General features: G+C 63.9%; 27 protein-coding genes and 1 tRNA gene. 16 read left to right on the top strand and 12 right to left on the bottom strand.

Features of this window, described 5'->3' with window-relative positions; translation table 11 throughout:
• The first annotated feature begins 4 nt into the window (after positions 1 to 4).
• The gene (locus GRI32_RS01715) at positions 5 to 586 is read left to right on the top strand and encodes a hypothetical protein (RefSeq protein WP_160589390.1); all 582 of its coding nucleotides are present in this window, start codon (positions 5 to 7) and stop codon (positions 584 to 586) included.
• Between the two features lie 21 nt (positions 587 to 607).
• Here GRI32_RS01715 and GRI32_RS01710 read toward each other — a convergent pair whose 3' ends face one another.
• The gene (locus GRI32_RS01710; protein ID WP_237437311.1) at positions 608 to 3,391 is read right to left on the bottom strand and encodes a M16 family metallopeptidase; all 2,784 of its coding nucleotides are present in this window, start codon (positions 3,389 to 3,391) and stop codon (positions 608 to 610) included.
• A gap of 335 nt (positions 3,392 to 3,726) precedes the next feature.
• Here GRI32_RS01710 and GRI32_RS01705 point away from each other — a divergent pair, with 335 nt between their 5' ends.
• The 4 genes from GRI32_RS01705 to GRI32_RS01690 all read left to right on the top strand — a co-directional run bounded on the left by GRI32_RS01705 (position 3,727) and on the right by GRI32_RS01690 (position 6,982).
• The gene (locus GRI32_RS01705; RefSeq protein ID WP_160589388.1) at positions 3,727 to 5,238 is read left to right on the top strand and encodes a SulP family inorganic anion transporter; all 1,512 of its coding nucleotides are present in this window, start codon (positions 3,727 to 3,729) and stop codon (positions 5,236 to 5,238) included.
• Positions 5,239 to 5,284: 46 nt separating this feature from the next.
• Positions 5,285 to 5,776 (top strand): hypothetical protein, encoded by a 492-nt coding sequence (locus GRI32_RS01700; RefSeq protein ID WP_160589387.1) that lies wholly within the window; start codon positions 5,285 to 5,287, stop codon positions 5,774 to 5,776.
• A complete protein-coding gene (locus tag GRI32_RS01695) occupies positions 5,770 to 6,318 on the top strand; it encodes a hypothetical protein (protein WP_160589386.1) in 549 nt (182 codons plus the stop codon). Before GRI32_RS01700 ends, GRI32_RS01695 begins: the two co-directional genes overlap by 7 nt.
• Positions 6,319 to 6,379: 61 nt before the next feature.
• Positions 6,380 to 6,982 carry a cytochrome c gene (locus GRI32_RS01690; protein ID WP_160589385.1) on the top strand — a complete coding sequence of 201 codons (603 nt, stop codon included), beginning with the start codon at positions 6,380 to 6,382 and terminating at the stop codon, positions 6,980 to 6,982.
• A gap of 26 nt (positions 6,983 to 7,008) precedes the next feature.
• On the opposite strand, the gene hslU is transcribed toward GRI32_RS01690, so the two are convergent.
• Positions 7,009 to 8,319, bottom strand: a complete 1,311-nt coding sequence (gene hslU / locus GRI32_RS01685) for an ATP-dependent protease ATPase subunit HslU (protein WP_160589384.1) — start codon at positions 8,317 to 8,319, stop codon at positions 7,009 to 7,011.
• 15 nt (positions 8,320 to 8,334) lie between these two features.
• Positions 8,335 to 8,907, bottom strand: a complete 573-nt coding sequence (gene hslV / locus GRI32_RS01680; RefSeq protein ID WP_160589383.1) for an ATP-dependent protease subunit HslV — start codon at positions 8,905 to 8,907, stop codon at positions 8,335 to 8,337.
• 197 nt (positions 8,908 to 9,104) lie between these two features.
• Here hslV and GRI32_RS01675 point away from each other — a divergent pair, with 197 nt between their 5' ends.
• The gene (locus tag GRI32_RS01675) at positions 9,105 to 9,842 is read left to right on the top strand and encodes an O-methyltransferase (RefSeq protein WP_160589382.1); all 738 of its coding nucleotides are present in this window, start codon (positions 9,105 to 9,107) and stop codon (positions 9,840 to 9,842) included.
• Between the two features lie 40 nt (positions 9,843 to 9,882).
• Here GRI32_RS01675 and GRI32_RS01670 read toward each other — a convergent pair whose 3' ends face one another.
• The gene (locus GRI32_RS01670; protein ID WP_160589381.1) at positions 9,883 to 10,362 is read right to left on the bottom strand and encodes an outer membrane protein assembly factor BamE; all 480 of its coding nucleotides are present in this window, start codon (positions 10,360 to 10,362) and stop codon (positions 9,883 to 9,885) included.
• Positions 10,363 to 10,595: 233 nt separating this feature from the next.
• On the opposite strand from GRI32_RS01670, the gene GRI32_RS01665 reads away from it, so the two are divergent.
• Both GRI32_RS01665 and GRI32_RS01660 read left to right on the top strand, forming a co-directional pair.
• Positions 10,596 to 11,114 carry a ubiquinol-cytochrome C chaperone family protein gene (locus tag GRI32_RS01665; protein WP_160589380.1) on the top strand — a complete coding sequence of 173 codons (519 nt, stop codon included), beginning with the start codon at positions 10,596 to 10,598 and terminating at the stop codon, positions 11,112 to 11,114.
• A complete protein-coding gene (locus tag GRI32_RS01660) occupies positions 11,111 to 11,683 on the top strand; it encodes a YceD family protein (RefSeq protein WP_160589379.1) in 573 nt (190 codons plus the stop codon). The genes GRI32_RS01665 and GRI32_RS01660 overlap by 4 nt, the downstream gene beginning before the upstream one ends.
• A 17-nt stretch (positions 11,684 to 11,700) precedes the next feature.
• Here GRI32_RS01660 and ssb read toward each other — a convergent pair whose 3' ends face one another.
• The 5 genes from ssb to GRI32_RS01635 form a co-directional block, all read right to left on the bottom strand.
• Positions 11,701 to 12,252, bottom strand: coding sequence for a single-stranded DNA-binding protein (gene ssb / locus GRI32_RS01655; RefSeq protein ID WP_160589378.1), 552 nt, complete (start codon positions 12,250 to 12,252; stop codon positions 11,701 to 11,703).
• 130 nt (positions 12,253 to 12,382) lie between these two features.
• The gene (gene feoB, locus GRI32_RS01650) at positions 12,383 to 14,230 is read right to left on the bottom strand and encodes a ferrous iron transporter B (protein WP_160589377.1); all 1,848 of its coding nucleotides are present in this window, start codon (positions 14,228 to 14,230) and stop codon (positions 12,383 to 12,385) included.
• Positions 14,227 to 14,466, bottom strand: a complete 240-nt coding sequence (locus GRI32_RS01645; protein WP_160589376.1) for a FeoA family protein — start codon at positions 14,464 to 14,466, stop codon at positions 14,227 to 14,229. Before GRI32_RS01645 ends, feoB begins: the two co-directional genes overlap by 4 nt.
• A 100-nt stretch (positions 14,467 to 14,566) precedes the next feature.
• A complete protein-coding gene (locus tag GRI32_RS01640; protein ID WP_160589375.1) occupies positions 14,567 to 15,223 on the bottom strand; it encodes a COQ9 family protein in 657 nt (218 codons plus the stop codon).
• Entirely contained in the window at positions 15,223 to 15,840 is a 618-nt protein-coding gene (locus GRI32_RS01635; protein WP_160589374.1) for an ankyrin repeat domain-containing protein, read from the bottom strand. The genes GRI32_RS01640 and GRI32_RS01635 overlap by 1 nt, the downstream gene beginning before the upstream one ends.
• A 135-nt stretch (positions 15,841 to 15,975) precedes the next feature.
• Between GRI32_RS01635 and GRI32_RS01630 the strand changes: the two genes are divergently transcribed.
• From GRI32_RS01630 to GRI32_RS01605, 6 genes are all read left to right on the top strand, one after another.
• Positions 15,976 to 16,560 carry an SCO family protein gene (locus tag GRI32_RS01630; protein ID WP_237437310.1) on the top strand — a complete coding sequence of 195 codons (585 nt, stop codon included), beginning with the start codon at positions 15,976 to 15,978 and terminating at the stop codon, positions 16,558 to 16,560.
• Positions 16,548 to 16,991, top strand: coding sequence for a YcgN family cysteine cluster protein (locus GRI32_RS01625; protein WP_160589373.1), 444 nt, complete (start codon positions 16,548 to 16,550; stop codon positions 16,989 to 16,991). The genes GRI32_RS01630 and GRI32_RS01625 overlap by 13 nt, the downstream gene beginning before the upstream one ends.
• 27 nt (positions 16,992 to 17,018) lie before the next feature.
• Positions 17,019 to 17,756: a YgjP-like metallopeptidase domain-containing protein gene (locus GRI32_RS01620; RefSeq protein ID WP_160589372.1), complete on the top strand. Its 738-nt coding sequence runs from the start codon at positions 17,019 to 17,021 to the stop codon at positions 17,754 to 17,756.
• 94 nt (positions 17,757 to 17,850) lie between these two features.
• Positions 17,851 to 18,318 (top strand): hypothetical protein, encoded by a 468-nt coding sequence (locus GRI32_RS01615; protein ID WP_160589371.1) that lies wholly within the window; start codon positions 17,851 to 17,853, stop codon positions 18,316 to 18,318.
• Between the two features lies 1 nt (position 18,319).
• A complete protein-coding gene (ribD, locus tag GRI32_RS01610; RefSeq protein WP_237437309.1) occupies positions 18,320 to 19,306 on the top strand; it encodes a bifunctional diaminohydroxyphosphoribosylaminopyrimidine deaminase/5-amino-6-(5-phosphoribosylamino)uracil reductase RibD in 987 nt (328 codons plus the stop codon).
• Complete coding sequence (locus GRI32_RS01605) at positions 19,306 to 19,938, top strand: riboflavin synthase (protein WP_160589369.1); 633 nt, start codon at positions 19,306 to 19,308, stop codon at positions 19,936 to 19,938. The genes ribD and GRI32_RS01605 overlap by 1 nt, the downstream gene beginning before the upstream one ends.
• 394 nt (positions 19,939 to 20,332) lie before the next feature.
• Here the strand turns inward: GRI32_RS01605 and GRI32_RS01600 are convergent, their stop codons facing one another.
• The 3 genes from GRI32_RS01600 to GRI32_RS01590 form a co-directional block, all read right to left on the bottom strand.
• A complete protein-coding gene (locus tag GRI32_RS01600; protein WP_160589368.1) occupies positions 20,333 to 20,878 on the bottom strand; it encodes a GNAT family N-acetyltransferase in 546 nt (181 codons plus the stop codon).
• A gap of 2 nt (positions 20,879 to 20,880) precedes the next feature.
• Positions 20,881 to 22,059, bottom strand: a complete 1,179-nt coding sequence (locus GRI32_RS01595) for an amino acid aminotransferase (RefSeq protein ID WP_160589367.1) — start codon at positions 22,057 to 22,059, stop codon at positions 20,881 to 20,883.
• Between the two features lie 78 nt (positions 22,060 to 22,137).
• Positions 22,138 to 22,965 carry a DUF1134 domain-containing protein gene (locus GRI32_RS01590; RefSeq protein ID WP_160589366.1) on the bottom strand — a complete coding sequence of 276 codons (828 nt, stop codon included), beginning with the start codon at positions 22,963 to 22,965 and terminating at the stop codon, positions 22,138 to 22,140.
• A 205-nt stretch (positions 22,966 to 23,170) separates the two neighbouring features.
• On the opposite strand from GRI32_RS01590, the gene GRI32_RS01585 reads away from it, so the two are divergent.
• Both GRI32_RS01585 and GRI32_RS01580 read left to right on the top strand, forming a co-directional pair.
• Positions 23,171 to 23,261 (top strand) — tRNA-Ser (locus tag GRI32_RS01585).
• A gap of 177 nt (positions 23,262 to 23,438) precedes the next feature.
• Positions 23,439 to 24,644, top strand: coding sequence for a hypothetical protein (locus tag GRI32_RS01580; protein WP_160589365.1), 1,206 nt, complete (start codon positions 23,439 to 23,441; stop codon positions 24,642 to 24,644).
• The last annotated feature ends 55 nt before the right edge of the window (positions 24,645 to 24,699 follow it).

Here is a 24,699-nt window from a genome sequence, read left to right as displayed (position 1 = left end):
GATCATGCGCTTGCTTGTCGCGGTTGTTCCCCTTGCCCTGGCTGCCTGTGCCACGGCCTATGCCCAGGCCCCTGAATATTCGCAGGCCCCTGAATATTCGCAGGCCCCCGAATATGCGCAAGCCGAGGCGGAGGCCGAACCCTATTATGTCCGCCATGCCATGCAGACAGTGGTCAACCCGGCGATCGTGGCGATCTGGGATGTCGGCAATAATGCCATGAATGAAGATGGCGGGCTGGACCCGGAACTGATGGGCGACGAACAATGGTCCGCGCTGGCGACGGCGGCAGGCACCCTGGCCGCAGAGGGTGAGCGCATGGCCGCGGCGAAAGGCCCGATCCGCGCCGCCTCTCCCGGCAATATGACGACCGAGGAATTCGAGATTTCGATGGAGGACGTGCAGGGTTTCCTGGATGATGATCCGCAGGGTTTCCGCACCATGGGCGGCGAATTCGCCCAGTTGGCGCGGATGCTGGAAAGTGCCGCCGTCACGCGGGATATCGATACAGCCAGCGATCTGGTGGCGGGCATGGATGTTTCCTGCTCGGTCTGCCACGCGCAATTCTGGTATGCCGAGGCGCAGTAACGCCCCGGTGATTTGAGCCGCCTACCGCAAATCGGCGCTCGACAGGTCAAGCTCGGCCGCCGGGATCACTTCCACGCCGGGCCGGATCGCGCGCAGATCATCGATGAAGGCGGCGGCATTGCCGACGATCACGACAGAGATATTGTCCGGATCGAAATATTCCTGCGCCGCCGCCGATGCCGCCTGCGGCGTCACCGCGCCAAGCCGCGCGGCATATTGCGCCGCCTCATCAGGATCGATGCCCAGCGCCAGCAAATTGCTGACGATGCCGGAAAAGCCGGCGGAGGTTTCCATGCGGCGGGCGTGGCTGCCGGTCAGGTAAAGGCGGCGGCGGTCGATCAGGTCCTGCTCCAGCGGCTGTGTCCCGATGCGGGCGAATTCGTCCAGCATCACCTGCACCACCTCATCCACCGTCTCATTGGCAGTCTGTGAGGAGGCGGTCAGCAAAGGCTCGTCCGCCAGCGACCCAAGCGAGGACGACGCGCCATAGGACAGTGAGCGCCTGGTGCGGATTTCCTCGAACAGGCGCCCGCTCGACCCGCCGCCCAGCACCGCATTGGCCAGCGCCAGCGGATAATATGATGGCTCGCCTTGCGCCGGACCGCGCCCGGCCAGCACCACTGCCGCCTGGCCTGCCTCTGGCATGTCGATCACCACGGTGCGCACGGGCACGGAGGGACCGGCAGGATCATCGACAGCCGCAGGCGGGGGTGCCTCTGCCTGCCAGTCCCCGAACAGGTGCTGTGTCAGGGCAAAGGCCTCCGTCGGCGCAATACCGCCGCTGACCACCACTTGCGATGCCGCCGGGTGCCAGTATTGCGTGCGGTGCGCGGCCAGGTCTTCGCGGGTGAGCGCGGCCAGACTGGCCGGAATGCCGCTGGTCACATTGCCATAGGGCGCATCGCCATAGATCAGCGGACGCACCGCCATGCCCGCCAGCGATCCCGGATCGCTGAGCGCAATGCGCAGGCCATCCATCGTGCGCGCAAGCTCACGCTCCAGCTCGTCCTGCGGGAAGGATGCGTTGCGGATGATGTCGGCGAAGATCTCTCCTGCTGCGGGCAGGTTGGCGGTCGGCGCGGTCAGGGTGAAGACCGTGCCATCGCTGCGGGCAGAGGCGCCAAAGTCCGCCCCCAGGCTCTCCAGCGCCGCAGCGATTTCCTCCGCGCTGCGCGTGGCGGTGCCTCGGCTGGCCAGTCCGGCGGCGAAGTCGGCAAGGCCAGCCTTGGCGCGCGGATCACTCTTGCTGCCACCGGGGACCAGCACGGTCATGGTGGCCAGAGGCACATCGCCCGTCTGCGCGGCGATCACTTCCATGCCATTGGCCAGATCATGGCGGACGAATTGCGGCACGCTGACCACCGGCACCGGGCCGGGAGCGGGAGGGGCCTGTCGCTCGCCTTCGGGCAGCACCGCCAGCGGCTGGCCCACCGCAGGCGGAAGAATGCGGAACGCTGGCATGGGCACGGGATTGGCATAGGTGGCGGGATTGTCCTCCCCGCTCTGATACGTCAGGTCCACCCGGGCTTCGGGCGCAAGCCACACCCGCGCCGCGCGCTGAACATCCTGCGGTGTCACCGCGGCAATCGCCCGCAGCCGCAGGTCCGCCGCGCGCGGATCGCCGGTGGAAACCAGCGCCTCGCCCAGTTCAAAAGCGCGCCCGCTGGCGGTTTCGCGTGCGCGCAGGGAATCCGAAATCAGCTCATTCTTCGCCTCGGCCAGTTCGGCATCGCTCACCAGCCCGGTGCGGAAGCTCTCGGCCTCGGCAGCCATTATGCCCGCCACTTCGTCCATATCGGCGGCGGGATTGAGCACGGCGTAATATCCCAGCATGCCGCCTTCCTCGTTGAAATCGAGCAGCCGTTCGGCCTGCACCGCCTTGCCGGTGCGGATCAGCGAAGCATTGAAGCGGCTGTTCTGACCGCGCCCCATGATGGCGCTGAGCACTTCGAGCGCGGCGGAATCGGGATGCGCCCGTTCCGGCCCCTGCCAGACGGTGCCGATCAAAGGCAGCGGCACGCCCGGAGCATAGGCGGCAGCGGTGCGCGGCTGGGTGCGGCGCTCCGCGCGCGCGGTGATGGTCACGTCCAGCGGATTGGCGCGCGGCGGGATATCGGCGAAATACCGGTCCACAAGGCTGCGCAGACTGGCCATGTCGAAATTGCCGGCCACGATCAGCGTGGCGGTATCCGGCCCGTAATAGGCCTGATGAAAGGCGCGCGCATCGTCCAGCGTGGCCAGATCAAGGTCTGCCAGTGAACCAATCGTCGAACGGCGCTGGGGCAGCACGTCATAGGCGATTTCGGGCAGCACCTGGCGCGACAGCCGGCCATAGGGCGGCGCCAGCATGCGGGTGCGCAGCTCCTCCTTCACCACGTCGCGTTCGCTTTCGAACACTTGTTCGTCGATCACCGGAAAGGCCATCCGCTCCCGGTGGGTCCACAGCATGGTTTCCAGATATTGCGCCGGCACCTGCTCGTAATAATTGGTCCGGTCATCGCCGGTAGAGGCATTGCGCGTGCCGCCCACATCGGCGGTGAGGCCATAGATCATGTTGTATGGCATGTTCAGCGTCTTGCGGCTGAGGATATGTTCGAACAGATGGGCAAAGCCCGAGCGCCTGTCCGGATCGAGCTTGGACCCCACTTCATACCACAGCGAGGTGGTGACGGTGGCGGTGCTGTCATCCTGGATGGCAATCACCCGCAGGCCATTGTCCAGCGTCCATTGGGTGAATTCGATCTCCGGCGCGGTCAGCGGGGCGTTCTCACCAGCTGTTGCGAGGGTCTGGGCCTGTGTCGGCAATGCCAGAGTGGTGACGCCAATTGCAGCACATATTACGGCACAGATTGCGGTCCTGATTGCGGTACTGGAGGGCAGCAGCCTCGATGTCATGCGGCAAGTCCCCGGAGTTGAATTGATGGCCCGTTCTACTGCCACGGTGGGCCACCGGAAGTCGAATTCCATCGACGACAGGGTCACACATATCGATTGACGCCTTGGCCGGAAGGCCCATTGCTGTTGCGATAAATTCATGCCCCTGCCCTTGATTATGCTGCAATGGCGAAGGATAGGGCCTGCAATAGTATTCCCGCGCGCCGCCGAGTTACCGGGCCGCGCGCCAATCCACGGACTTGAACATGATCGACATGGCCGCGCTCAAGCGCGACTGGCTGGCAAATCCGCGCAATGACATTCTTGCCGGAATCGTGGTCGCCCTCGCGCTCATCCCCGAAGCCATCGGCTTCTCCATCATCGCCGGGGTAGACCCGCGCGTGGGGCTGTATGCCTCCATCACCATCGCCATGGTGATCGCCTTTACCGGTGGCCGCCCCGGCATGATCAGCGCGGCAACCGCCGCCGTGGCCGTGGTGGTGGTGCCGCTGGTGCGCGATCACGGCGTGGAATATCTGTTCGCCGCCACGATCCTGATGGGCATTTTCCAGGCCATTGCCGCCGTGCTGCGGCTGGACCTGCTGATGCAGTTCGTCTCGCGCTCGGTCATCACCGGCTTCGTCAACGCGCTGGCGATACTGATCTTCGTGGCGCAGCTGCCGCAGCTGACCGGCTTTGACTGGAACACCAGCATGCCGTGGATCACCTACGCCATGGTCATAGGCGGGCTGGCGATCATCTACCTGCTGCCGCGCCTGACCACTGCCGTGCCTTCGCCGCTGGTGGCGATCATCGTGCTGGGCGCGCTGTCCATCGGCCTGGACCTGGATGTGCACACGGTGGGCGACATGGGCAAACTGCCCGAAGGCCTGCCCTATTTCATCCTCCCCGATGTGCCGCTGAACTGGGAAACACTGCGCATCATCGCACCCTATGCGCTGACGATGGCGGCGGTGGGCCTGCTGGAATCGCTGCTGACCGCGCAGATCGTGGACGACATGACGCATACGGACAGCAACAAGAAGCGTGAGTGCGCGGGGCAAGGCGTGGCCAATGTGGTTGCCGCCTTCTTTGGCGGCATGGGCGGCTGCGCGATGATCGGCCAGTCGGTGATCAACGTGACATCGGGAGGCCGCGGGCGGCTTTCCACCTTTACTGCGGGCCTGACCTTGCTGGTGCTGCTGGCGGCGCTGGGTCCGATTGTGGGCCGCATCCCCATGGCATCGCTGGTGGCGGTGATGATCATGGTGTCGATCGGCACGTTCAGCTGGAACTCCATCCCCAATCTGCGCCACCATCCGTGGCCGTCCTCGGTCGTCATGCTGACCACGGTGGCGGTGGTTGTCGCCACGCATAACCTGGCCATCGGCGTGCTGGTGGGCGTGCTGCTGTCGGGCATATTCTTCACCGGCAAGGTGCGGCAGATGTTCTCCGTCGTGCGCACGCGTGAGGCTGACCAGGCGGTCTATACCGTCACCGGACAGATCTTCTTCGCCAGTGTCGACCTGTTCGAACGCCGGCTTGGCCCCGAAGGCGAGCAGCCCGATCCGTCAGACCATGTGATGATCGATGTGTCGGGCGCGCATTTCTGGGATATCTCGGCCACCGCCGCGCTGGACAAGGTGGTGGAGCGCATGCGCCGCCACGGCCGCAGCGTGCAGGTGCGCGGGCTCAACACCGCCAGCGCCGATCTGGTCGACAAGTTCGCCCTGACCGACAAGACCGGCGTGGAAATCGGGCTGGCTCCGCACCCATAAACGGCCATTTCGCAATCCACTCCCGGCATGTTAACCATGCGTCGGGATGATGGATATTCTCGCCTGGATTGAGCAGACGCGCATCAGCACTTTTGTGCGCGAGGACTTCTACGCCTATTTCGTCCTGCTGATCGTGCATGCCTGGGGCATGGCGTTCCTCGTCGGCGGCGGCTTTGCCGTATCGCTGCGGGTGATCGGCGTGGGCAAGCAGATCCAGCTGAGCAAGATCCGCAGGCTGTTCCCGCTGATGAAGCTGGGCGCGGTGCTGGCGATCATTTCCGGCCTGGGGCTGCTGGCGGGATATCCGGCCAAGGCGCTGACCAATCCGGTATTCGCGCTGAAATTCGCCTGCCTGATCGCCGCCGCCTTGCTGGTGCGGCACATCGCCCGGATCAGCTTTCGCAAGACGATGGAGCCGGTTCTGCTGGTCAAGCTGCAGGCTGCGCTGGCGATGGCGCTGTGGCTGGCCGCCGTGGCGAGCGGCAAGCTGCTGCTCTATACCAACACCATGCTGCTGACGAGCGACCTGACATGGTAGAGGCGCCCATCCCGCAAGACACCGTCCTTGACCCGGTGGCCATCGTCAACTGGTCCATCGACAGCGGGCTGTTCGATATCGCCTATTCCGCCTGGGGCTGGCCGATTGCAGAGATCGTCCACTTCACCGGCCTGTGCCTGCTGATGGGATCGGTGGGCATTTATGACCTGCGGATGATGGGCGCGTTCAAGGGCATATCGCTGGCGGGCCTGCACCGCTTGGTTCCCTTTGGCGTGCTGGGTTTTGTGCTGTGCGCGGCCTCGGGCGCGATCTTCGTTTCCAGTTCGCCCGACCAGTATCTGTATAATCCGGCATGGCAGATCAAGATGGCGCTGATCGCCATTGCCGGGATCAACATGGCAGGCTTCTACCTCACCACTGCGGGCGCGGTGCGCTCGCTCACCCCGTATCAGGACGCCCCGCGCCGGGCGCGCATCTTCGCCATTGTCAGCTTCGGCTGCTGGATGGGCGTGATCGCCGCAGGCCGCGTGATAACCGCCTTCCGCCCTCCGGCGTGGTTCTGGTGCGGATGGTGTTCGTAAGCCGCAATCCTGCGACAATTTTCTGGTGGCGACTCACCGTGGCGAGGCGTAATTTTCGTTCATGAAACATATCGCTATCGCCGCCGCCACCGCCCTGATCAGCCTCACCGCACTGTCAGCCTGCTCCTCCCCCGCGCCGGAGGAAAGCCAGGAGGCGGCTGCACCGGTGACCATGCATGAGGTGATGCTGAACCAGATCGACGCCAATGCCGATGCCCTGTGGGATGTCTCCAACATGGCGATCGGCACTGAAGGCGGACTGGACGGTTCGCTGATGGATGATGCGCAGTGGACCCAGCTGGCCGATCTGGCATCAGGAGTGGAGGCTGGCGCGCGCACGCTGGCGCAGATGGACCCCATCGTGGTGGCCGCACCGGGCGTGGCCATCAGCGATCAGGACATTCCCTACGGTCACAGCGCGCAGCAGGTGCAGGGCTTCGTGGATGCCAATCCGGACCAGTTCCGCGCCCTTGCCAGCGCGCTGGAACTGCATGTCGGCCAGATTGCCCAGGCCGCGCGCAGCCGCGATGCCGCAACTGCCGGCCCGCTGATCGATCAGCTCGATTCAGTGTGCGAGGATTGCCACCTGCAATACTGGTATCCCGAACAGCGCGAACTGGTCGAAAAATTCCGCAATGAGGGCAGCGACACAGCGGGTGAATAGGCCCGGCCCCAACCGCCCGCCCCAGCCTACAGGATATACTTGCTGAGGTCGGTATTGCCGGCCAGTTCTGACAGCTTGTCGCGCACATAGGCGCCGTCGATGGTGACGCTTTCGCCCTTGCGGTCCTCGGCTTCGAAGCTGAGTTCCTCGAACAGTTTTTCCATCATCGTCTGCAGGCGGCGGGCGCCGATATTCTCAACTCCTTCGTTGACCTGCGCGGCCAGCCGGGCGACTTCGGTCACCGCGTCCTGCGTCATCTCGACGGTCAGTTCCTCGGTGCCCAGCAGCGCCTTGTACTGGCTCACCAGATTGGCCTTGGTCTCGCTCAATATGCGGACGAAATCCTCTTCGGTCAGGCTGCGCAATTCCACCCGGATGGGCAGGCGGCCCTGCAATTCGGGCAGCATGTCGGACGGCTTGGCCACGTGGAACGCGCCGCTGGCGATGAACAGCACGTGGTCGGTTTTCATCGGGCCGTACTTGGTGGCTACGGTGGTGCCTTCGATCAGCGGCAGCAGATCGCGCTGAACGCCCTCACGCGAAACCGATCCGCCGCGCACATCGCTGACGGCGATCTTGTCGATCTCGTCCAGAAACACGATGCCATTGGTCTCCGCATTGGCCAGAGCCACGCGGGCAACGTCGTCCTGATCCATGCGCTTTTCGGCTTCTTCATCCACCAGCCGGTCCCACGCATCGGGCACCTTCAATTTCTGCTTCTTCTTGGGCGGGCCGCCAAAGGCCTTGCCCATCATTTCCGACAGGTTGATCATCGTCGCCCCGCCCATGCCTGGGCCCATACCGGGGAAGTCCATCTGCATGCCCGACTGTTCGGCAACCTCGATCTCGACCTCGGTATCGTTCATGGCATTTTCGACGATGCGCTGGCGGAAGCTCTCGCGCGTCGCCTCGCTGGCGCTGTCACCGACAAGGGCAGCCAGCAGCCGGTCCATCGCCGCCTTGCTGGCGGCTTCGCGCACGGCCTCGCGGCGGCGGTCCTTTTCCAGCCGGATGGCCTCTTCCACCAGATCGCGGGCGATCTGCTCCACATCGCGGCCGACATAGCCGACCTCGGTGAACTTGGTGGCTTCGACCTTCACGAAGGGCGCCTCGGCCAGCCGGGCCAGACGGCGGCTGATCTCTGTCTTGCCGCAGCCGGTGGGGCCGATCATCAGGATGTTCTTGGGGGTTACCTCGTCGCGCAATTCGGGCGACAGGCGCTGGCGCCGCCAGCGGTTGCGCAGCGCCACGGCCACGGCGCGCTTGGCGTCCTTCTGGCCGATGATGTGCTCATCCAGCGCGGCCACGATGGCCTTGGGAGTAAGGTGGTCAGTCATGGGTTTTCCGTGAAATCAGATGGTTTCAAGCGTCACGCGGTCATTGGTGAAGACGCATACGTCAGCGGCAACAGCCATGGCGCGGCGGGCGATCTTTTCGGGATCGTCCTCGTAATCTGCCAGTGCGCGGGCGGCGGCGAGCGCGTAATTGCCGCCAGAGCCGATCGCGGCGATCATCGTATCGCTGCTGGCTTCGGGCTCCAGCACATCACCATTGCCCGTCAGCACCAGCATCACCTCTTTATCGGCAACGATCATCAGCGCTTCCAGATTGCGCAGATACTTGTCGGTCCGCCAGTCCTTGGCCAGTTCCACTGCGGCGCGCAGCAATTGCCCGCTGTGCTGTTCCAGCTTGCGTTCCAGCCGTTCGAACAGGGTGAAGGCGTCGGCGGTGGCACCGGCAAAACCGGCGATGACTTTCTGCCCTTCGCCAATCCGGCGCACCTTGCGCGCGTTGGGCTTCATCACCGTATTGCCCATCGAAACCTGCCCGTCGCCGGCGATCACGGTGGTGTCGCCGCGTTTCACGCCGATGATGGTGGTGCCATGCCACTGGATCATGCCGTGGCTATTCCTGCTATCGTCCATGCCTGCGCATATGGGGCCAGATGGCGTGGGCTTCAAGGAATGGCGGGGAATGGCCCGCTTTGACGGCCACTGGTGGTCAATGGCGATCAGTGGCGACCAATGGCGGCGCGCAAGTACCGTCAATTGCGCGGCTTTCCCCCTTTTGTTGAACCATTTGGCATGTAAAGGTGCCTGCAAAATCAGGAGCATGAATCGCAATGAAGTTCGAAACCGTCGCGGAATTGATCAAGGGCATTCCCTTCACCAGCCCGGAACGCGGCCGTGAGCTTTATGATTTCGTGCTTCGCCACCAGCCGAAGAACTGCCTTGAGCTGGGCGTCGCCCACGGAGTGAGCCTGTGCTACATGGCCGCCGCTCTGGACGAGATCGGCGCAGGCCATATTGACGGGGTGGACCTGATCGATGTGCCCCGCGATCCTTCGCCCGAAGATCTGCTGAAGAAATGCGGGCTGGAGAAATACGCCACCATCCACCGCGAAAAGAGCAGCTACACCTGGTTCCTGAAAAAGAAGATCGAGGCCAGCACCGCCAATGGCGTGTGCCGTCCCGGCTATGACCTGTGCTTCATCGATGGACCCAAGAACTGGACCATCGATGGCGCGGCCTTCTTCATGGCGGACAAGTTGCTGAACCCTGGCGGCACCGTGCTGTTCGACGATTACAACTACGCCTATGGCGCCGCCGATATGGCGACCGATGGCATCAACCACCGCGACCTGGCAGATGACGAGCGGCTGGAGCCGCATGTGAAGAGCATCTTCCACCTGCTGGTGATGCAGCATCCCGATTACGGGAAGTTCGAAGTGGTGAACGAGCAATGGGCCTGGGCCACCAAGACCGGCGGCACAGAGCGGACGCTGCACGTGCATGAACGGCTGGGCCTGCAGTCCAAATTGCTGCGGGCCTTGCGTAAACTGCGTTCCAGAGTGGGGTGATCAGCCGACCGGGCTGATCGTCATCGCCGCGTGGCCCCGATCAGCCAGGGCCGCCGCCGCCGCCGCCAACACCGGGCGCGCCAACCGTGCCGATATTGCCGAACAGATCTTCCAGCAGGCTGCGATGGCGGCCCAGCGTGGGTGTCTTGCCGCTATCGGGATCGAGCAGGACGACCTTGTCCATCCCGGTGCGATCTGCCGAGATGACATTGCCAGCCTCGTCAAAGCGGACCGCGAGCACCGAATGGGTGGCGATCCGGGGGGTGGTGAAAGGCCTCTGATTCGTGCGGCTGGAGATATAATACCAAACCGGGTCGCCAAACTGGCTGGTCAGCGTGGGCCGTCCCAGCGTGCCGCGCACCGATTCCTGATTGTCCAGGCCGGGCTGCACTGCGGCAACAAGCACTTCATCGACCAGATAGCCGCGCGTATTCTGGATCGAGGAGCAGCCAGCGACCAGCGCAAAAGCGCCGATTGCCGCAGCGACCCGCAAACTGGAATGCCCAGTCTTGAAATGCATCTTTACCAAACCCTTCACTCGCCTGTGGCACGCACGATCATTGCGGGGCCGCGCGGCATACCTATATCAGTCAGCCAATATCAGTCGGCCAAAGTCACTTGCCCAGCATGATTTGCCATGCCTTACGGTCTGGCGCGCCAGCGTGCAATGCGCTTGACCACAGCCTCCTGAACCTTTGCCATTGAACCCCCGCCCATTGAACCGGCGCTTAACGATCAGGTCCCGAACACACCATGTCCTTTCTCTCCCGCCTTTTCGGCACTCAGTCCGACCCGCGCGACGGCTTGCGCCCCCTGTGGTTCCGCGTGGTCGAAATCAGCCGCCTGCCCGAATATTATGCCCGCAGCGGCGTGGCGGACAGTGTGGAGGGCCGGTTCGACATGGTGGTGAACGTGCTCACCCTGGTCATGCTGCGGATGGAAAAGAGCCGCTCGCTGGGCCCCAAGGCGGCATTGCTGACCGAATTGTTCGTGGAGGACATGGACGGCCAGCTGCGCGAAAGCGGCATTGGCGATGTGGTGGTCGGCAAGCACATGGGCCGCTTGATGAGCGCACTGGGCGGCAGACTGGGGGCTTTGCGCAAGGTGATGAAGGAGGGCGACATGGAACAGCTTGCCACCGTGCTGGAGCGCAATGTCACCTGGAGCGAGACGCCCGATCCGCAAGGCCTAGCAACGCGGCTGCGCGCCCTGCATGACGATCTGGCGGATCGCAGCGATGACGACGTACTGGCCGGAAGGATCGCCCGATGAGCGCTGGCCCTACCCCTGACCGCGCCCCCGATCGCGCCCCTGACCGCGCCCCCGATCGCACGCCCGCGCCCGAATTTTCGCACATGATCGACCGCCGCCAGCTGAAGGAAAAACCCGTCCGGCTGGTGGCCGATGCGCAGCAGCGAGAGGATCTGGCCCGGCGCTTTGCCATCCCCGCGATCCACTCCCTGACGGCCGAATTGCAGCTTACGCCCGATGGCGAGGCGGTGGTGGCTGCGGGCAGGCTGGAGGCCGATGTCGTGCAAAGCTGCGCCATTTCCGGCGATGATCTGGCCGTCGCCATTCGCGAGGATATTACCCTGCGATTCGTGCCCGAACGCGCGATAGAGGCCGAAGAGATCGAGCTGGAAGAGGAGGAGCTGGACGAGATTCCCTTTGCCGGGAACAGCTTTGATCTGGGAGAGGCCGTGGCGCAAAGCCTGGCGCTGGCCATCGACCCCTACCTGACCGGCCCCAATGCCGATCAGGTGCGCACGCAAGTGGGCCTGTCAGCCCCGCAGCCAGACGGCCCGTTGCAGCAGGCGCTGGCGAAACTGAAGAAGGATTAGCGCACAGGCGCAGTTCGTCAGAACGGGATATCGTCGTCCAGATCGTCACCGAAGCTGGAGCCGCCACCCGAACCGCCCGAGCTACCGCCCGCACCGCCAGAACTGCCGCCACCCTGGTTCCAGTTCGATCCGCCGCCGCCAGCACCGCCTGACGATCCGCCGCCGTAGCCGCCGCCACCCTGGCTGCCGCCACCACCGCCGCCGCCGCCCTGACTACCGCCAGCACCATCGAGCATGGTCAGCGTGCCGTTGAAGCCGCGCAGAACGATCTCCGTGCTGTAGCGATCCTGGCCGTTCTGGTCCTGCCACTTGCGGGTCTGCAACTGGCCTTCGACGTAAACCTTGGAACCCTTGCGCAGGTAATTCTCACACACGCGCACCAGCCCTTCGGAGAAGATCGCCACGGTGTGCCATTCGGTGCGTTCCTGGCGCTGGCCTTCCTTGTCCTTCCACGTCTCGGACGTGGCGATGCGCAGGTTGCACACCTTGCCGCCGTTCTGAAAGCTGCGGATTTCGGGGTCTGCACCCAGATTGCCGATCAGCATTACCTTGTTGAGTGAACCGGCCATCGAATCTCTTTCCTCTTTGCGCGTTTGCAGAGGACTTATCGAATGGACCGGCAGTTCGCTACCACTGGCGGCTGCGCTTTTTCCACAAGCAGCAGAATATTACGCGCGCGCCAGCCTTTGAAATACCGCCCTAGAGGCCCAGCGCGACCGCGCTCCAATAGGTGAGTCCGGCAAAGATGTAGGCCAGTCCGAACAGGTAGGCCAACATGAAGGCGGGCCATTTCCACCCGTTCGTTTCCCGCCGGGCAACCGCGATGGTGGAGAGGCACTGCGGCGCGAACACGAACCACGCCAGGAAGGCCAGCGCGGTGGGCAAGGTCCATTCGGCGCGCAATTGCGGGATCAGGCCTTCGGCGGCGGCATCGTCATCCTCGGCATTCACGGCATAGGTCGTTGCCAGGGCAGACACGGCCACCTCGCGCGCGGCCATCGCCGGGATCAGCGCCAGGCTGATCTCGCGATTGAAGCCGATCGGCTCCATCACAACGTGCAGGCCATCGGCGATCTTGCCCGCGAAAGAGGCATCGACCTGGCTCTCGCCAATCTCGGCCTTGGGGAAACTCAGCAGCAGCCACAGCACGATGGTGGCCATGAAGATGATCGTGCCGGCGCGGCGCAGGAACACCCAGGCGCGCTGCCACAGGCCAATCGCCAGATCGCGCAAGGGCGGCCACTGGTAACGCGGCATTTCCATGATGAAACCCGATGCAGCGCCCTTTGTGGCGGTGCGCCGCAGCACCAGCGCCACCACCATCGCGCCCACGATTCCGGCGATATAGAGCGCGAACATCACCAGCCCCTGCAAGCCAATGCCAGGGCCAACGCTGGTGGCGGGAATGAACGCGGCGATGATCACCGCATAGACCGGCAGGCGCGCCGAACAGGTCATCATCGGGGCGATCAGGATGGTGGTCAGCCGGTCCTTTGGATCGGAGATGGAGCGTGTGGCCATGATGCCCGGAATGGCGCAGGCAAAGCTGGACAGAAGCGGAATGAAACTGCGCCCGGACAGGCCGACATAGGCCATCAGCCGGTCCATGATGAAGGCGGCGCGCGCCATATATCCCGATTGCTCCATCGCCAGGATGAAGGCGAACAGGATCACGATCTGCGGCAGGAACACCACCACCGATCCCACGCCGGTGAGGATACCCTCTGTCACCAGATCGCGGATGATGCCCTCTGGCAGAATGGCCCGCGCCAGATCGATCAGCGCGGAAATGCCTGCGTCCAGCGCATCGGCAAAGGGCGTGGCCCAGGCGAACACCGCCTGGAAGATCACGAACAGCAGGCCAAACAGGATCACCGGGCCCAGCCACGGATGCAGCAGCACCTTGTCCAGCTTGGCGTGGAGCTGGTGCACCGAACTTTCCGAAACGATGGCACCCTTGGCGATGTTGCGCGCGGCGAGGCGCCGTTCCGGCATGGTCAGCCGGGCCACCTGATGGCGCGCGGACATGTCCTGCGAACCGGCCGTCTCCAGCTGATCCAGCAGCACCCCCAGCCCGCGCTTGCGGACCGCCACTGTGGGCACCACCGGCACGCCCAGCGCATCGGACAGCGCCGCCGGATCGATCACCAGCCCGTCGCGTTCGGCCAGGTCGATCATGTTGAGGGCGATCACGGTGGGACGCCCCAGCCCGATCAGCTCCTGCGCGAACACCAGATGCTGTTCCAGATTGGCCGCATCGATCACCACCACCAGCACATCGGGCACGGCCTCGCCGGCAAAATTGCCTTCGACCACGCTGCGGGTAACTTCCTCGTCCGGGCTGGACGGATCGAGCGAATAGGAGCCGGGCAGGTCGATCAGTTCGACCACCTCGCCAGAAGGCAGGACCAGTCGGCCCGCCTTTCGCTCCACCGTCACGCCGGGATAATTGGCGATCTTCTGGCGTGCACCGGTCAGCGCGTTGAACAGCGCGCTCTTGCCAGAATTGGGGTTGCCGACCAGCGCGGCCGTGCGCAGCGTACTCATATCTCGCGCACCGTCATCGCCTTGGCATGAACGCGGCGCAGGGCCACCGTCATGCGCCCGATCATCAGCGCGATCGGATCACGCCCTGCAAAAATCCCGCGATGCGAAATGGCCACGCGGGCACCCTGATCAATGCCAAGCGCGCGCAGGCGCTTGCCCTCTTCCGGGGCGAGCGCATCCCAGTCCACATGGACGATTTCCGCGCGGACAAGCGGCGGCAGTGAATCGAGTGTCATAATGGTCCGGCGCGGTGCCAGAGAGTCGCGCTAATTGCAACTGGTTCTCAATATAGTCTGAAGCGAAACAGACAAGCACGCGCGGATGGGCATGCGCAAATCAGCTGGATGGATACCGCAGCCGTCCAAGGAAGCGCGCCACATCGAAGTGCTCGCGGTCGCCAAAGGCTTTTGCCTTGGCTTTTTCGAACTTCATCACCCCGTCGATCCGGCGGTCCAGGAACGCGCGGCTGTCGGCCTTGTCCTCGCTCTCGTCATTGACGTAGATCGCCAGCGTCGCGGCATAGATCGAGGCCAGGATCACGCGTTTGGTATAGTGATTATAATCGGTGGAGGTATCGCCCGCCAGCCGCCACATCTTGTCTGCGCTGGACCAGCCCATGCGCATGGTGCGCAGGGCATTTTGCGGCATGGCCTGGATCGCCAGAGCGCGGCTCAGCGCCTCTTCAAGGCCCTTCACCTGCTCCAGCCGGAACCATACCAGCGTGCGAATACGCTCACGGATCTTCATCGTGTCGAGCGCGCCGCCGCCAAATGTGGCCATCATCGCGGCGTCCACGCTTTCCACCCAGGCGGCGATCATGTCCATCGGTCCACCGGGAAAGGCCAGCCGGGCAACCGCCGGATCGACCCCGGCCATTGACGCGGCGGCAAGCAGGGCTTCATCGCCCCAGCCATCGAACACGGCGCCCTTTGCCACCTGCGGGGCCAGCCCCAGACGGATTTCATCGAGCGTGGCGTCAGCGGCGATCGTCATCAGCGCGGCCCGTATGATGTGCCGGTCGTCTCACGCTCTGCAGGCGGGCGGGCATAACGGTTGAGCGTATCGTTGGTGATGTCATTCTCGCCCCGCAGCCGCGCATAATCGCGCGCCGAGCGGCCCGAATTGTCATACCGGTCAGGATCGGCACCGGCCTGCAGCAGAATGCGCATCAGTTCGGTATTGCGCGAATGCACGGCAGTCATCAGCGGCGTCTCGCCCGAGTTGTTGGTCACGTCCACCCGTGCACCATTGGCCACCAGCGCCTGCACGCCTTCCAGATGGCCCAGCTGCACCGCCAGCATCAGCGGGGTGACGCCGTTGTTGTCGCGAATATTCACGTTCGCGCCCTGCTGGTAGAGGAAGTTGATCCAGGTCACGTCGCGGCGCGCCACTACGATATGCAGGGCGGAGCGACCGGTCGAGACATCGCGCGCATTGACCACGGTGGAACCGGGCACGTCGAGCAGTTCGGTCACCTTGGTGCTGTCCTTCTCCTCAACCGCCTGGAGGAACTCATATCCATCGGAATAGAGCTGCGCCGCGGCAGGAACGGAAAGGCCCAGGCTGCCCATTACAGACAGCATGACGACAATTTTTCGAAGAGCGACCATGGTCACCCGTTCTCCTCAATCAAGATTCCTGCGGACATCCCGCATAATGTGCCGGATTCGTCCTTGCTGGGGTTGCGTTAGCAGAGCATGAACCCAATTGTCATGCCCATGCCCATATTAGCGCGCCCTGTCACTTTGCCGATCAAGCTTGCGGTGGCTTTTGCCCTGCTCGCGCCGCTGGCCGCGTGCAGTCAGCAGCCCGCCCCGCCCCCGCCGCTGGAAGGCGCCGCCATCGGCGGTCCGTTCGAACTGGTGGACACTGCGGGCAAAACCGTGCGGTGGAGCGATTTCGACGGCAAGTACCGGATGGTCTATTTCGGCTATGCATGGTGCCCGGACGTGTGCCCGTTCGATCTCAACCGCATGATGCTGGGCTATCGCCAGTGGTCGCAGGCCCATCCGGATCTGGCCGCGCAGGTGCAGCCGATCTTCATCACCATCGATCCCGAACGCGATACGCCGGAAAAAGTGGGTGAATATGTCGCCAATTTCGGGGACAATCTGATCGGTCTGACCGGCACGCCCGAAGCCATTGAAGAGGCGGCGCGCAATTTCTCCGTCTATTACCAGCGCGGGCCGGATGACGAGAACGTCGGCTATCTGATGGATCACAGCCGCGCAGGCTATCTGATGGGGCGCGAGGGGCAGCCGATTGCCCTGCTGCCGGTTGAAAGCTCGGCAGAGGAAGTCGCCGCGGAACTGGGCAAATGGGTGAGCTGAGGGACCGCTTCTGGGAGCTGGACCTGGACACGCTCAACCGCGCCGAGTGGGAGGCCTTGTGCGATGGCTGCGGGCGCTGCTGCCTGCACAAGCTGGAGGACGAGGACACCGGCGAAATTGCCGAGACCAATGTCGCCTGCAAGCTGCTGGACACCAATACCGCGCGCTGCAGCGATTATCGTCACCGCAAGGCCTTTGTGCCCGATTGCCTGCGGCTGACCCCGGCGCTGGTCAAGAAAGTGCCGTGGCTGCCCAAGACCTGCGCCTATATATTGCGCGCACGGGGCAAGCCGCTGCCGCACTGGCATTACCTGCTGACCGGCAGCCATGAGGCGATGGTGGAAGCTGGCGCCAGCGTGGCTGGCCGCGTGATCAGCGAGGTCGATGCCGGTCCGCTGGAACATCACCTGACCGACTGGGGCCGCAAATGAGAGGCCGGAATTGATGGGGACGCGGGCGTGATCGACTGGCTGCGCGAGGATCACCGCAATCCCAGCGTCGCGCTGGCCGACCGCACATTGCCCATCGCCATTCGCCGTCATGCGCGCGCCACAAGGCTGACCATGCGGATTGCGCCTGATGGCAGCGAATTGCGCATCACTCTGCCGCGCTGGGGCCGAACGCGAGACGCCCTGGTGTTCGCCCGCGCCCGCACCGACTGGATCGAGGCGCAGCTGGCCCGCCTGCCACAGAGAATAGAGATTGCTCCGGGCGTGACCCTGCCCTTCCGCGGTACGCACCTGCTGATCGACTGGCGCGAGAAGGAGCCGCGCAGGCCGCAGCTGGCCGAAGCCAGCCTGGTGCTGGGCGGGCCGCAGGACACGTTGCAGCCGCGCATCCGCCGCTGGATGGAGGCCGAAGCGCTGCGCCATCTGGCCGATGACCTGGCGTTCTATTGCGGGCGCGGCGGCCACCGGGACCTGCCGCAACTGCGCCTGTCGCGCGCGCAGCGGCGCTGGGGCAGCTGTTCGGGCCAGAAGGATGACGGCCGCTGCATCCGCATCAACTGGCGGCTGATCATGGCGCCCGACCATGTGCGCCGGTCGGTGGTGGCGCATGAGGTGGCTCACCTGACCCATTTCGACCATTCGCCATCGTTCCACGCCTTGCTGGGCGATCTGTACGATGGCGACCTTGCCCATGCCGACCGCTGGCTGAAGCACGAAGGCCGCAGCCTTTACGCCGCCTTCGGCTGAGCGCCCGAAACATCAGCGGCGGCATTGGCCGGAGCAATAGCCGGAGCATCAGCAACACTGGCGCAATCGCCATCTGCATCCTATCTTGCCGCGCATGAAACAATTCCTGCGCCGAATCTCTCCCAAACGGGCGGTGGTCGACCTTGCCGAACAGTGGCGCCAGCCGACCCCGCATCGCTGGCCGATCCTGGGCGTGGCGATTGCCGGGACGTTCGCCATGTTCATGCTGTTCATTCCTGACAGCCAGCGGATCGAACCGCGTCGCCCCGATGTGATCTTCATCAGCACCTGGGAAGATGGCCGCTCCGAAGCGGAGATCATCGCTTCCAACTGTGCCAACCAGCAGCTGAAGGATGAGCTGCAGGCCAAGCTGGACCAGCGCGCCGAGATTGGCCGCGACATGTATCGCGCCCTGGGCCGCGCCACCTTTATCGATGTGGACGCGATGGAAGCTGAAATAGCAGCCGAGCGCGCCGCCGAGGAAGCCGCCGCCGGGCCGCGCCCCAGCGATTCCGATGTTGGCCTGTCGGTGGAAGAATATTGCGCGCGGGCGGCAGGCTGACTTGCCGCCGACTGACGATGATCCGCGCTGGCTGGATGCCGCCGCCAGCCTGGCGATAAGGGCGCGTCCGCTCAGCACTCCCAACCCCTGCGTGGCGGCAATCATCGTCAATCGGGGCCGCGTTATCGCTCGCGGCTGGACCGGCGCAGGTGGCCGCCCCCATGCAGAGGCCATCGCCTTGCAGCAGGCGGGTAGCGCCGCACACGGCGGCACCATGCATGTGACGCTGGAGCCGTGCGCCCATCTCTCCGCGCGTGGCCCGGCCTGTGCCGATCTGCTGGCGGCATCGGGGCTGGCGAAGGTGGTCATCGGCTGCGGCGATCCCGATTCGCGCACCAATGGCCAGGGCATTGCCCGCCTGCGCGGCGCCGGGATCGCGGTGGAACTGGCCGATCACGCACCCAGCCGGACAAGTCTCGCCGGGTTCCTCACCCGCCAGACCAGGGGCCGACCGCATATCACGCTGAAGCTGGCGGTATCGCGCGATGGCTTCATCGGCCCGCTTTCGGGGGAGCCGGTGATGCTGACAGGCGCGGTGGCGCGCGCGCATGTGCACCGCCAGCGCGCTCTGGCAGAGGCAATACTGGTGGGCGGCGCGACGCTGCGAAACGATGCCCCGCGCCTCGACGTGCGCCTGCCGGGGCTTGAGGCGCGCAGCCCGCGCCGCATGGTGCTCACACGAGGGCCTGCGCCCGCCGGATGGGAGCAGTTGCCCTCCCCGCAGGCGGTGCATGACCTGCACGCCATGCAATTTCTCTATGTCGAAGGCGGCGCGGCCACGGCGCAGGCCTTCCTTGCCGCCGGTCTGGTCGACCAGCTGATTATCTACCGCGCGCCGGTGACGCTGGGCGCGGGCATTCCCGCCTATGGCGCGCTTGGTCCCGCAGTGGATGGCGCGCCGCCCGCCGGATTTGTGCGCGTTGACCAGCGGCGTTTAGGCAGCGATATGCTGTTCACCTACCAACCAGCCACCACAGGGGATTCTTGATGTTCACCGGCATCGTTACCGCCATCGGCACGATCCAGAGCATTGAGCAGCGCGGCGATATGCGCGTGCAGATCACCTGCCCGCTCGACCCTGCAAAAATCGCCATTGGTGCCTCCATCGCCTGTTCGGGCGTGTGCCTGACCGTGGTGAAACGCGGCGGCGAGAAGGGTGCAGCCCATGAGAACAAGGCGTGGTTTGCGGTGGATGTGTCGGCAGAAACAGTATCCCGCACCGCCAGGGGCATGTGGACCGAAGGTCGCAATATCAATCTGGAACCATCGCTGCGGCTGGGAGACGAGATGGGCGGCCACATCGTCACCGGCCATGTCGACGGCGTGGGCAGAGTGCATGACTGGCGGCCCGAAGGCGATTCCATGCGCGCCACCATCGCCGCGCCGGGCGATCTTGCGCCGTTCATCGCCGCCAAGGGATCGATCACCGTCGATGGCGTGTCGCTCACCGTCAATTCGGTCAACGACCGCCCCGACGGATCGGTCCATTTCGGCCTCAACATCATCCCCCACACCGCCGAAGTCACCACGCTGGGCGAACTGCGCCAGGGCGGCGAAGTGAACCTGGAGATCGATACGGTCGCGCGCTATTTGCAAAGGATGGCCAGCCTGCGGGGGTAATTCCCCCTTTCGTCATGCTGAACTCGTTTCAGCATCCATCCGGCCTCTCTGTCCGCTGTTCAAGGTTGAGAAATGGATCCTGAAACGAGTTCAGGATGACGACGAGGCTGACGACCCTGCCGCAGACCTTCGCCCTTTCCTACACGCTCCATCCCGGCCTAGCCCCGGAGCGGCTCTTTCCCACTGTCTGCACCCCCACATCCCACGCGCCACTCCGCGCCTGCTGTAGGAAATTTTCGCAAAGCGACGCGAACAAGGATTTTATTTTTTCCTACAGCTGTTTTCGCGCCGAAAACCCCCGCAAACCCGCTTCCACGGCGGGATTGCGCAGGGTCACGCCATCTCCAACAGGTGTAACTTGTGTAAACCCCGGCAGGACAGGATCAGGGCCGGATCAGCCTTGGGAGAGCGGTCCGCTGGCGAAGTCCGCGCGGCGAATCTCGTAGATCACATGGACGAGCTGCCGGCCTTCATGTTCGATCACTTCGACCTCATCGGTCAGCCGTCCGCCGATCTTCTCCACCGCCCGGCGTGATCGCAGATTGGTGTCTCCAACCCGAAAGACAACGCGCTCCACAAAGCCAAGCGCATGGGCCAGCATCAGCCGCTTCATTTCGGTGTTCAGACCGCTGCCCCACCTGTTGCGCGCGAGAAAGGTCCAGCCGATCTCTACCTCACCGCCATTGGCGGGCAGGTATCCCTGAAAGCGGGACGAAGAAACGACCGCGCCCGTCTCACGCTCAATGCCCACAAGCGCGCCGCCTTGGGCCAGCGCATCGGCAAAAAAGGCGCGGAAGACCGGCTCCTGCCAGCGATCGTGCATCGGGTGCAGCGCCCACAGCTCAGCGTCACTGGCGATGGCGAACAGCGCATCCCAGTCGTCTTCGCGCAGCGGCCGCATTTCCAGCCGCTCCCCGATGAGGATCGGCTGGCGATCCAATGTCAGGTACTCACTGCCGCCAGCGCGCTCACGAACTTGTCGATGTTGTCCATCGTCAGGCCCGCCACGTTGATGCGGCCGGAACCGGCCATGTACACGCCGTGATCGTCGCGCAGTGCCTGGATCTGCTCCTTGTTCAGCGGCAGCATGGCGAACATGCCCTGCTGCGTGCCCAGCGGGGCCAGGTTCACCGCGCCGGCATTGCTGGAAGCGGCCAGCTTCTGGCGCACCTGCAGGATGCGCGCACGCATGGAATCCAGTTCGGCCACCCATTGCGCGGTCATGCCCGCATCGGTCAGCACGATGCGCACCGCAGCCGCGCCGTGATCGGGCGGCATGGACCAGTTGGCGCGGGCCAGCGCATGGCCGTTGGACATCACGCGCGTGGTCTCTTCCGCGCTGCCGGTATAGGCGTAAAGCGCGCCCACACGGTCACGATAGAGGCCGAAGTTCTTGTCACAGCTGTATGCCACCAGCGCCTCCGGCACGGCGGAAAGCACCTTGCGCATGCCATAGGCATCCTCTTCCATGCCAAGGCCAAGGCCCTGATAGGCAAGATCGATGATCGGCAGCACGCCGGTTTCGGCCAGAATTTCGGCAATCTCGTCCCACTGATCGTTGGTGTAGTCGATCCCGGTGGGATTGTGGCAGCAGCCGTGCAGCAGCACCGCATCGCCCTTGCTCGCACCGCGCAGGACATTGCGCAGTTCAAACATGTTGGCACTGCCATCCGCCGCGGCATGATCGAAGGCGACCAGATTGACGCCGATATCGGCAAATATCTGCGCATGGTTGGGCCAGCTCGGCGTGCCCATCAAAATGTTCTCGACGCCCGCGCGCTTGGCCAGCGAAATGGCGAGGCGAACCGCGCCCGTGCCGCCCGGCGTCTGCATGCCTTCGATGCGGCCACCCTGCGCAGGATCATCGCCGCCAAAGATATGCGGCATCAGCGCATGGACAAAGCCCATGTCGCCCTCTGGCCCAAGGTAGGCTTTGGTGGGCTGCTCTGCCACCAGCTTTGCCTCTGCCGCCTTGATGCAGCCGAATACCGGCGTGCCGCCATCGGCGGTGCGATAGACGCCCACGCCAAGGTCAATCTTGTCGGCGCGGGTGTCCGCTTCATAGAGTTTGATCAGCGCAAGCAGCGCGTCGGGCGGTTGTTGTTCGAGTCTGTCCAGCATGATGGCGCGGTCAATGCCGCCGCAGCAACTCTATCGCAAGGTGGAAATCACGCTTTGTCCGGCATTTTTACGCCAGCGTCAGAAAGGCAACCAGCGCTGCTTGTGCGAAAAGCGCATGTAGCCGGCATTCACGCCCAGCCGCAGACCCGCACCCACGCGGATCGGGATCAGCACGATATTGCCCTTGCGCAGGTAGCTGGCAGTGAAACCGCCCACCAGATAGGCCTGCCCCTCGCCAGACGGGAAGCGCTCGTAAAGCTCCTCCGAATTGTCGAGATTATACACCAGCACGAAAGTGTTGCCGGCATTGGCCCCGGCATCGAAGCCGATCGACGGGCCGGTCCAGTAAACCGGGCGGTTGCCTTCTATCGCGTGGAACAATGTGCCCGAACCGTAACGCACGCCCAGCACAAATGCGCCGCCGCCCTCGCGGCCGACGATATAGCCATTGGGCTCACCCTGTTCGTCCAGCAGATCCTGGATCAGGCGCGCCAGCCCTTCGGCACCGCGGCCAAACAGGCCCTCTGCGGCACCGATCAGATCATCGCTGCCATAGGTGCTGGATGGCTGTTGCTGCACGGCCTGCGCGGCGTTGACGGGCGAGGCACCTTGCGCAGGGGCGGGATAGGTTTCGGGCGGAAGGTCCAGCGTGGCATCGGCATAGCGGTCAGAGATCGGGGTGGCCGGGCTTGGGGTGGTCTGGCTGTAACGCGCCGCCGGGGCTTGCGTATCATATGCGGGCCCTGCAGACGGCTGCACAAGATCGGCATCGATTGCCATATCGGGATCGACGGTTTCGATGGATTGCGCGGCAACCGGCGCAGCGGCAAGACCTGCCAGCACGGCAAGCGCTATCCCCAGCGCGCCGGTTCGGCAATTTTCAGCAATTCGGATCAACATGGTCATCCCCCTCTGTGGCAAGCGGACCTTTTCAATGTGCCAAGAGAATCCTTTGCGGGTGAAGCGGCAATGAACGCGCGCCGACCCGAGTCTCTTTTGCGATGAACCGAATCAATTCCCCGGCAAGCAGCCAAATTGCAGCCAAGTGCAGGCTATGCTTGCGGCCCGCAGAACCCCCGGTTATAGCGCGCCCGCATCGCCGCTGCGATCTGGAGACGTGGGTGAGTGGCTGAAACCAGTTCCCTGCTAAGGAACCATACCCATACCGGGTATCGAGGGTTCGAATCCCTCCGTCTCCGCCATAGCCCTGCAATTGCGATTGCCAGGGCAGCAGCGGGCTAGCTGCCGCAGACGGCGGGCAGCCGGGGCAGGTCCCCACGCGCGAGTTTCGGGGGGAATATCGTTTGACCGTCATGCACAAAGCGTTGTCGACTGCCGAACGATATGGACCCGCCCTGGTCGTTTGCAGCTGCCTGGTCATGGCGCTTTTCTCGGCATTTCAAGGTCCGCTGCTGTTCGAGGATGCCTCGGTCTTCCTGCACCGCGTGAACTATACCGATTTGCCGGTGCTGCATTATTACGTCGGCTATATTCCGGCGAGCATAGAGCTTTTCAGCGAGGCGGCAGGGATCTTCCCGCTGCCGGTGCAGGCGCTGCTATACCCTGCCTTTTCGGTCGCGCTGTTCATTCTTCTGCTGGCCTATCTCAGGCGGCTTTGCGGCAATCCCCATGCGGCGCTGCTAGTGGCGGCCTATGTCTTCCTGCTCGACCGCACCTATCTGACGCTCATCGCTTTCTCGCAATGGACCGCCGTGGTCGCCCTGATCGTGCTTGGCGCCATACTGTGTATCGAGCGGCGATCCGCCACCATCACCGAACTGATTGTGGTGGCGTTCCTGGCGGCGTTTTCTCCGCTGACGATCTGCGCGGTGCCGATCTTTGCGCTCTATATCTGGCAACAGCCGCGCAAGGCCGCACCCTATGTCGCCTTTGCCATCGTGCTGGTTCTGGCGATCGTGCTGCGCGATCCGCTGAACGATCGCGGAGACATTGCGCAGATCGTGACCAATCTGGCGCTCAATGTCGCGGGGCTGTTCACTGCTGCCGATCCGGTGGTGGATTTCAGCGGCGGATCGCTGCCCCTGTCCCCGAACAAGCTCATCTGGATGGCGTCACTGGTTGTGTCCATCGGCGGCTTTTTCTGGGCCGCATTGCACCGCCGCGATCCGGTCTTGTCGGCCTTCGCAGTCTGTCTGGTGGGCATCAATGTCCTGTCCTTTGCCAGCGTGCGCCATCACGACTTTCCGCTTGAGCCGCGCTATTATTTTTCGACCGTGGTGTGCGCCATCGTCTATCTGACGATCCGGCCCGGAACGCGCTGGGCACAGGCATTGCGCTGGATTGCGCCGGGTGTTTTTGCCCTCGGCCTGCTCGGCGGCGCAGCACGAATGGCGGATTGCCAGGATTGCACGAGCATGGCGGAGATCCTGGCATTTGACGGAACAGGCGATCCGGTGGTGATCGACAGGCTCAGCGGCGACTGGACTCTGGCCATCGGCAATTACCAGCTCGACAGCGCGCAATGCACCGAAGCTCCGCCGCCAGAGGGCGGGTATGGCTTTCGCGTCCACTGCAACCGGAATTCGTGGATTTACATCGAATCTGCACAGGATGCCGGTAACTGACATTGGCCCGGTTACTGACAGGAGCTGGTAATTGTGCTCAAGCTGCGCAGCGCAA

Origin of the sequence: Alteraurantiacibacter aestuarii, assembly GCF_009827405.1 — a bacterium.
In the GTDB taxonomy this organism is placed as follows: Bacteria; Pseudomonadota; Alphaproteobacteria; order Sphingomonadales; family Sphingomonadaceae; genus Alteraurantiacibacter; species Alteraurantiacibacter aestuarii.
This window is presented reverse-complemented; position numbering and strand designations above follow the sequence as displayed.

Excerpts from the sequence above, each read along its gene's own strand:
- GRI32_RS01670 (WP_160589381.1), bottom strand. The coding sequence starts at position 10,362 with ATGCATTTCAAGACTGGGCATTCCAGTTTGCGGGTCGCTGCGGCAATC.
- GRI32_RS01635 (WP_160589374.1), bottom strand. The coding sequence starts at position 15,840 with ATGGTCGCTCTTCGAAAAATTGTCGTCATGCTGTCTGTAATGGGCAGC.
- GRI32_RS01595 (WP_160589367.1), bottom strand. The coding sequence starts at position 22,059 with ATGCTGGACAGACTCGAACAACAACCGCCCGACGCGCTGCTTGCGCTG.
- GRI32_RS01695 (WP_160589386.1), top strand. The coding sequence starts at position 5,770 with ATGGTAGAGGCGCCCATCCCGCAAGACACCGTCCTTGACCCGGTGGCC.
- GRI32_RS01715 (WP_160589390.1), top strand. The coding sequence starts at position 5 with ATGCGCTTGCTTGTCGCGGTTGTTCCCCTTGCCCTGGCTGCCTGTGCC.
- GRI32_RS01645 (WP_160589376.1), bottom strand. The coding sequence starts at position 14,466 with ATGACACTCGATTCACTGCCGCCGCTTGTCCGCGCGGAAATCGTCCAT.
- GRI32_RS01605 (WP_160589369.1), top strand. The coding sequence starts at position 19,306 with ATGTTCACCGGCATCGTTACCGCCATCGGCACGATCCAGAGCATTGAG.
- hslU (WP_160589384.1), bottom strand. The coding sequence starts at position 8,319 with ATGACTGACCACCTTACTCCCAAGGCCATCGTGGCCGCGCTGGATGAG.
- GRI32_RS01590 (WP_160589366.1), bottom strand. The coding sequence starts at position 22,965 with ATGACCATGTTGATCCGAATTGCTGAAAATTGCCGAACCGGCGCGCTG.
- GRI32_RS01690 (WP_160589385.1), top strand. The coding sequence starts at position 6,380 with ATGAAACATATCGCTATCGCCGCCGCCACCGCCCTGATCAGCCTCACC.
- GRI32_RS01675 (WP_160589382.1), top strand. The coding sequence starts at position 9,105 with ATGAAGTTCGAAACCGTCGCGGAATTGATCAAGGGCATTCCCTTCACC.
- GRI32_RS01665 (WP_160589380.1), top strand. The coding sequence starts at position 10,596 with ATGTCCTTTCTCTCCCGCCTTTTCGGCACTCAGTCCGACCCGCGCGAC.
- GRI32_RS01580 (WP_160589365.1), top strand. The coding sequence starts at position 23,439 with ATGGCGCTTTTCTCGGCATTTCAAGGTCCGCTGCTGTTCGAGGATGCC.
- GRI32_RS01700 (WP_160589387.1), top strand. The coding sequence starts at position 5,285 with ATGATGGATATTCTCGCCTGGATTGAGCAGACGCGCATCAGCACTTTT.
- hslV (WP_160589383.1), bottom strand. The coding sequence starts at position 8,907 with ATGGACGATAGCAGGAATAGCCACGGCATGATCCAGTGGCATGGCACC.
- GRI32_RS01705 (WP_160589388.1), top strand. The coding sequence starts at position 3,727 with ATGATCGACATGGCCGCGCTCAAGCGCGACTGGCTGGCAAATCCGCGC.
- GRI32_RS01660 (WP_160589379.1), top strand. The coding sequence starts at position 11,111 with ATGAGCGCTGGCCCTACCCCTGACCGCGCCCCCGATCGCGCCCCTGAC.
- GRI32_RS01640 (WP_160589375.1), bottom strand. The coding sequence starts at position 15,223 with ATGACGATCGCCGCTGACGCCACGCTCGATGAAATCCGTCTGGGGCTG.
- feoB (WP_160589377.1), bottom strand. The coding sequence starts at position 14,230 with ATGAGTACGCTGCGCACGGCCGCGCTGGTCGGCAACCCCAATTCTGGC.
- GRI32_RS01615 (WP_160589371.1), top strand. The coding sequence starts at position 17,851 with ATGAAACAATTCCTGCGCCGAATCTCTCCCAAACGGGCGGTGGTCGAC.
- GRI32_RS01625 (WP_160589373.1), top strand. The coding sequence starts at position 16,548 with ATGGGTGAGCTGAGGGACCGCTTCTGGGAGCTGGACCTGGACACGCTC.
- ssb (WP_160589378.1), bottom strand. The coding sequence starts at position 12,252 with ATGGCCGGTTCACTCAACAAGGTAATGCTGATCGGCAATCTGGGTGCA.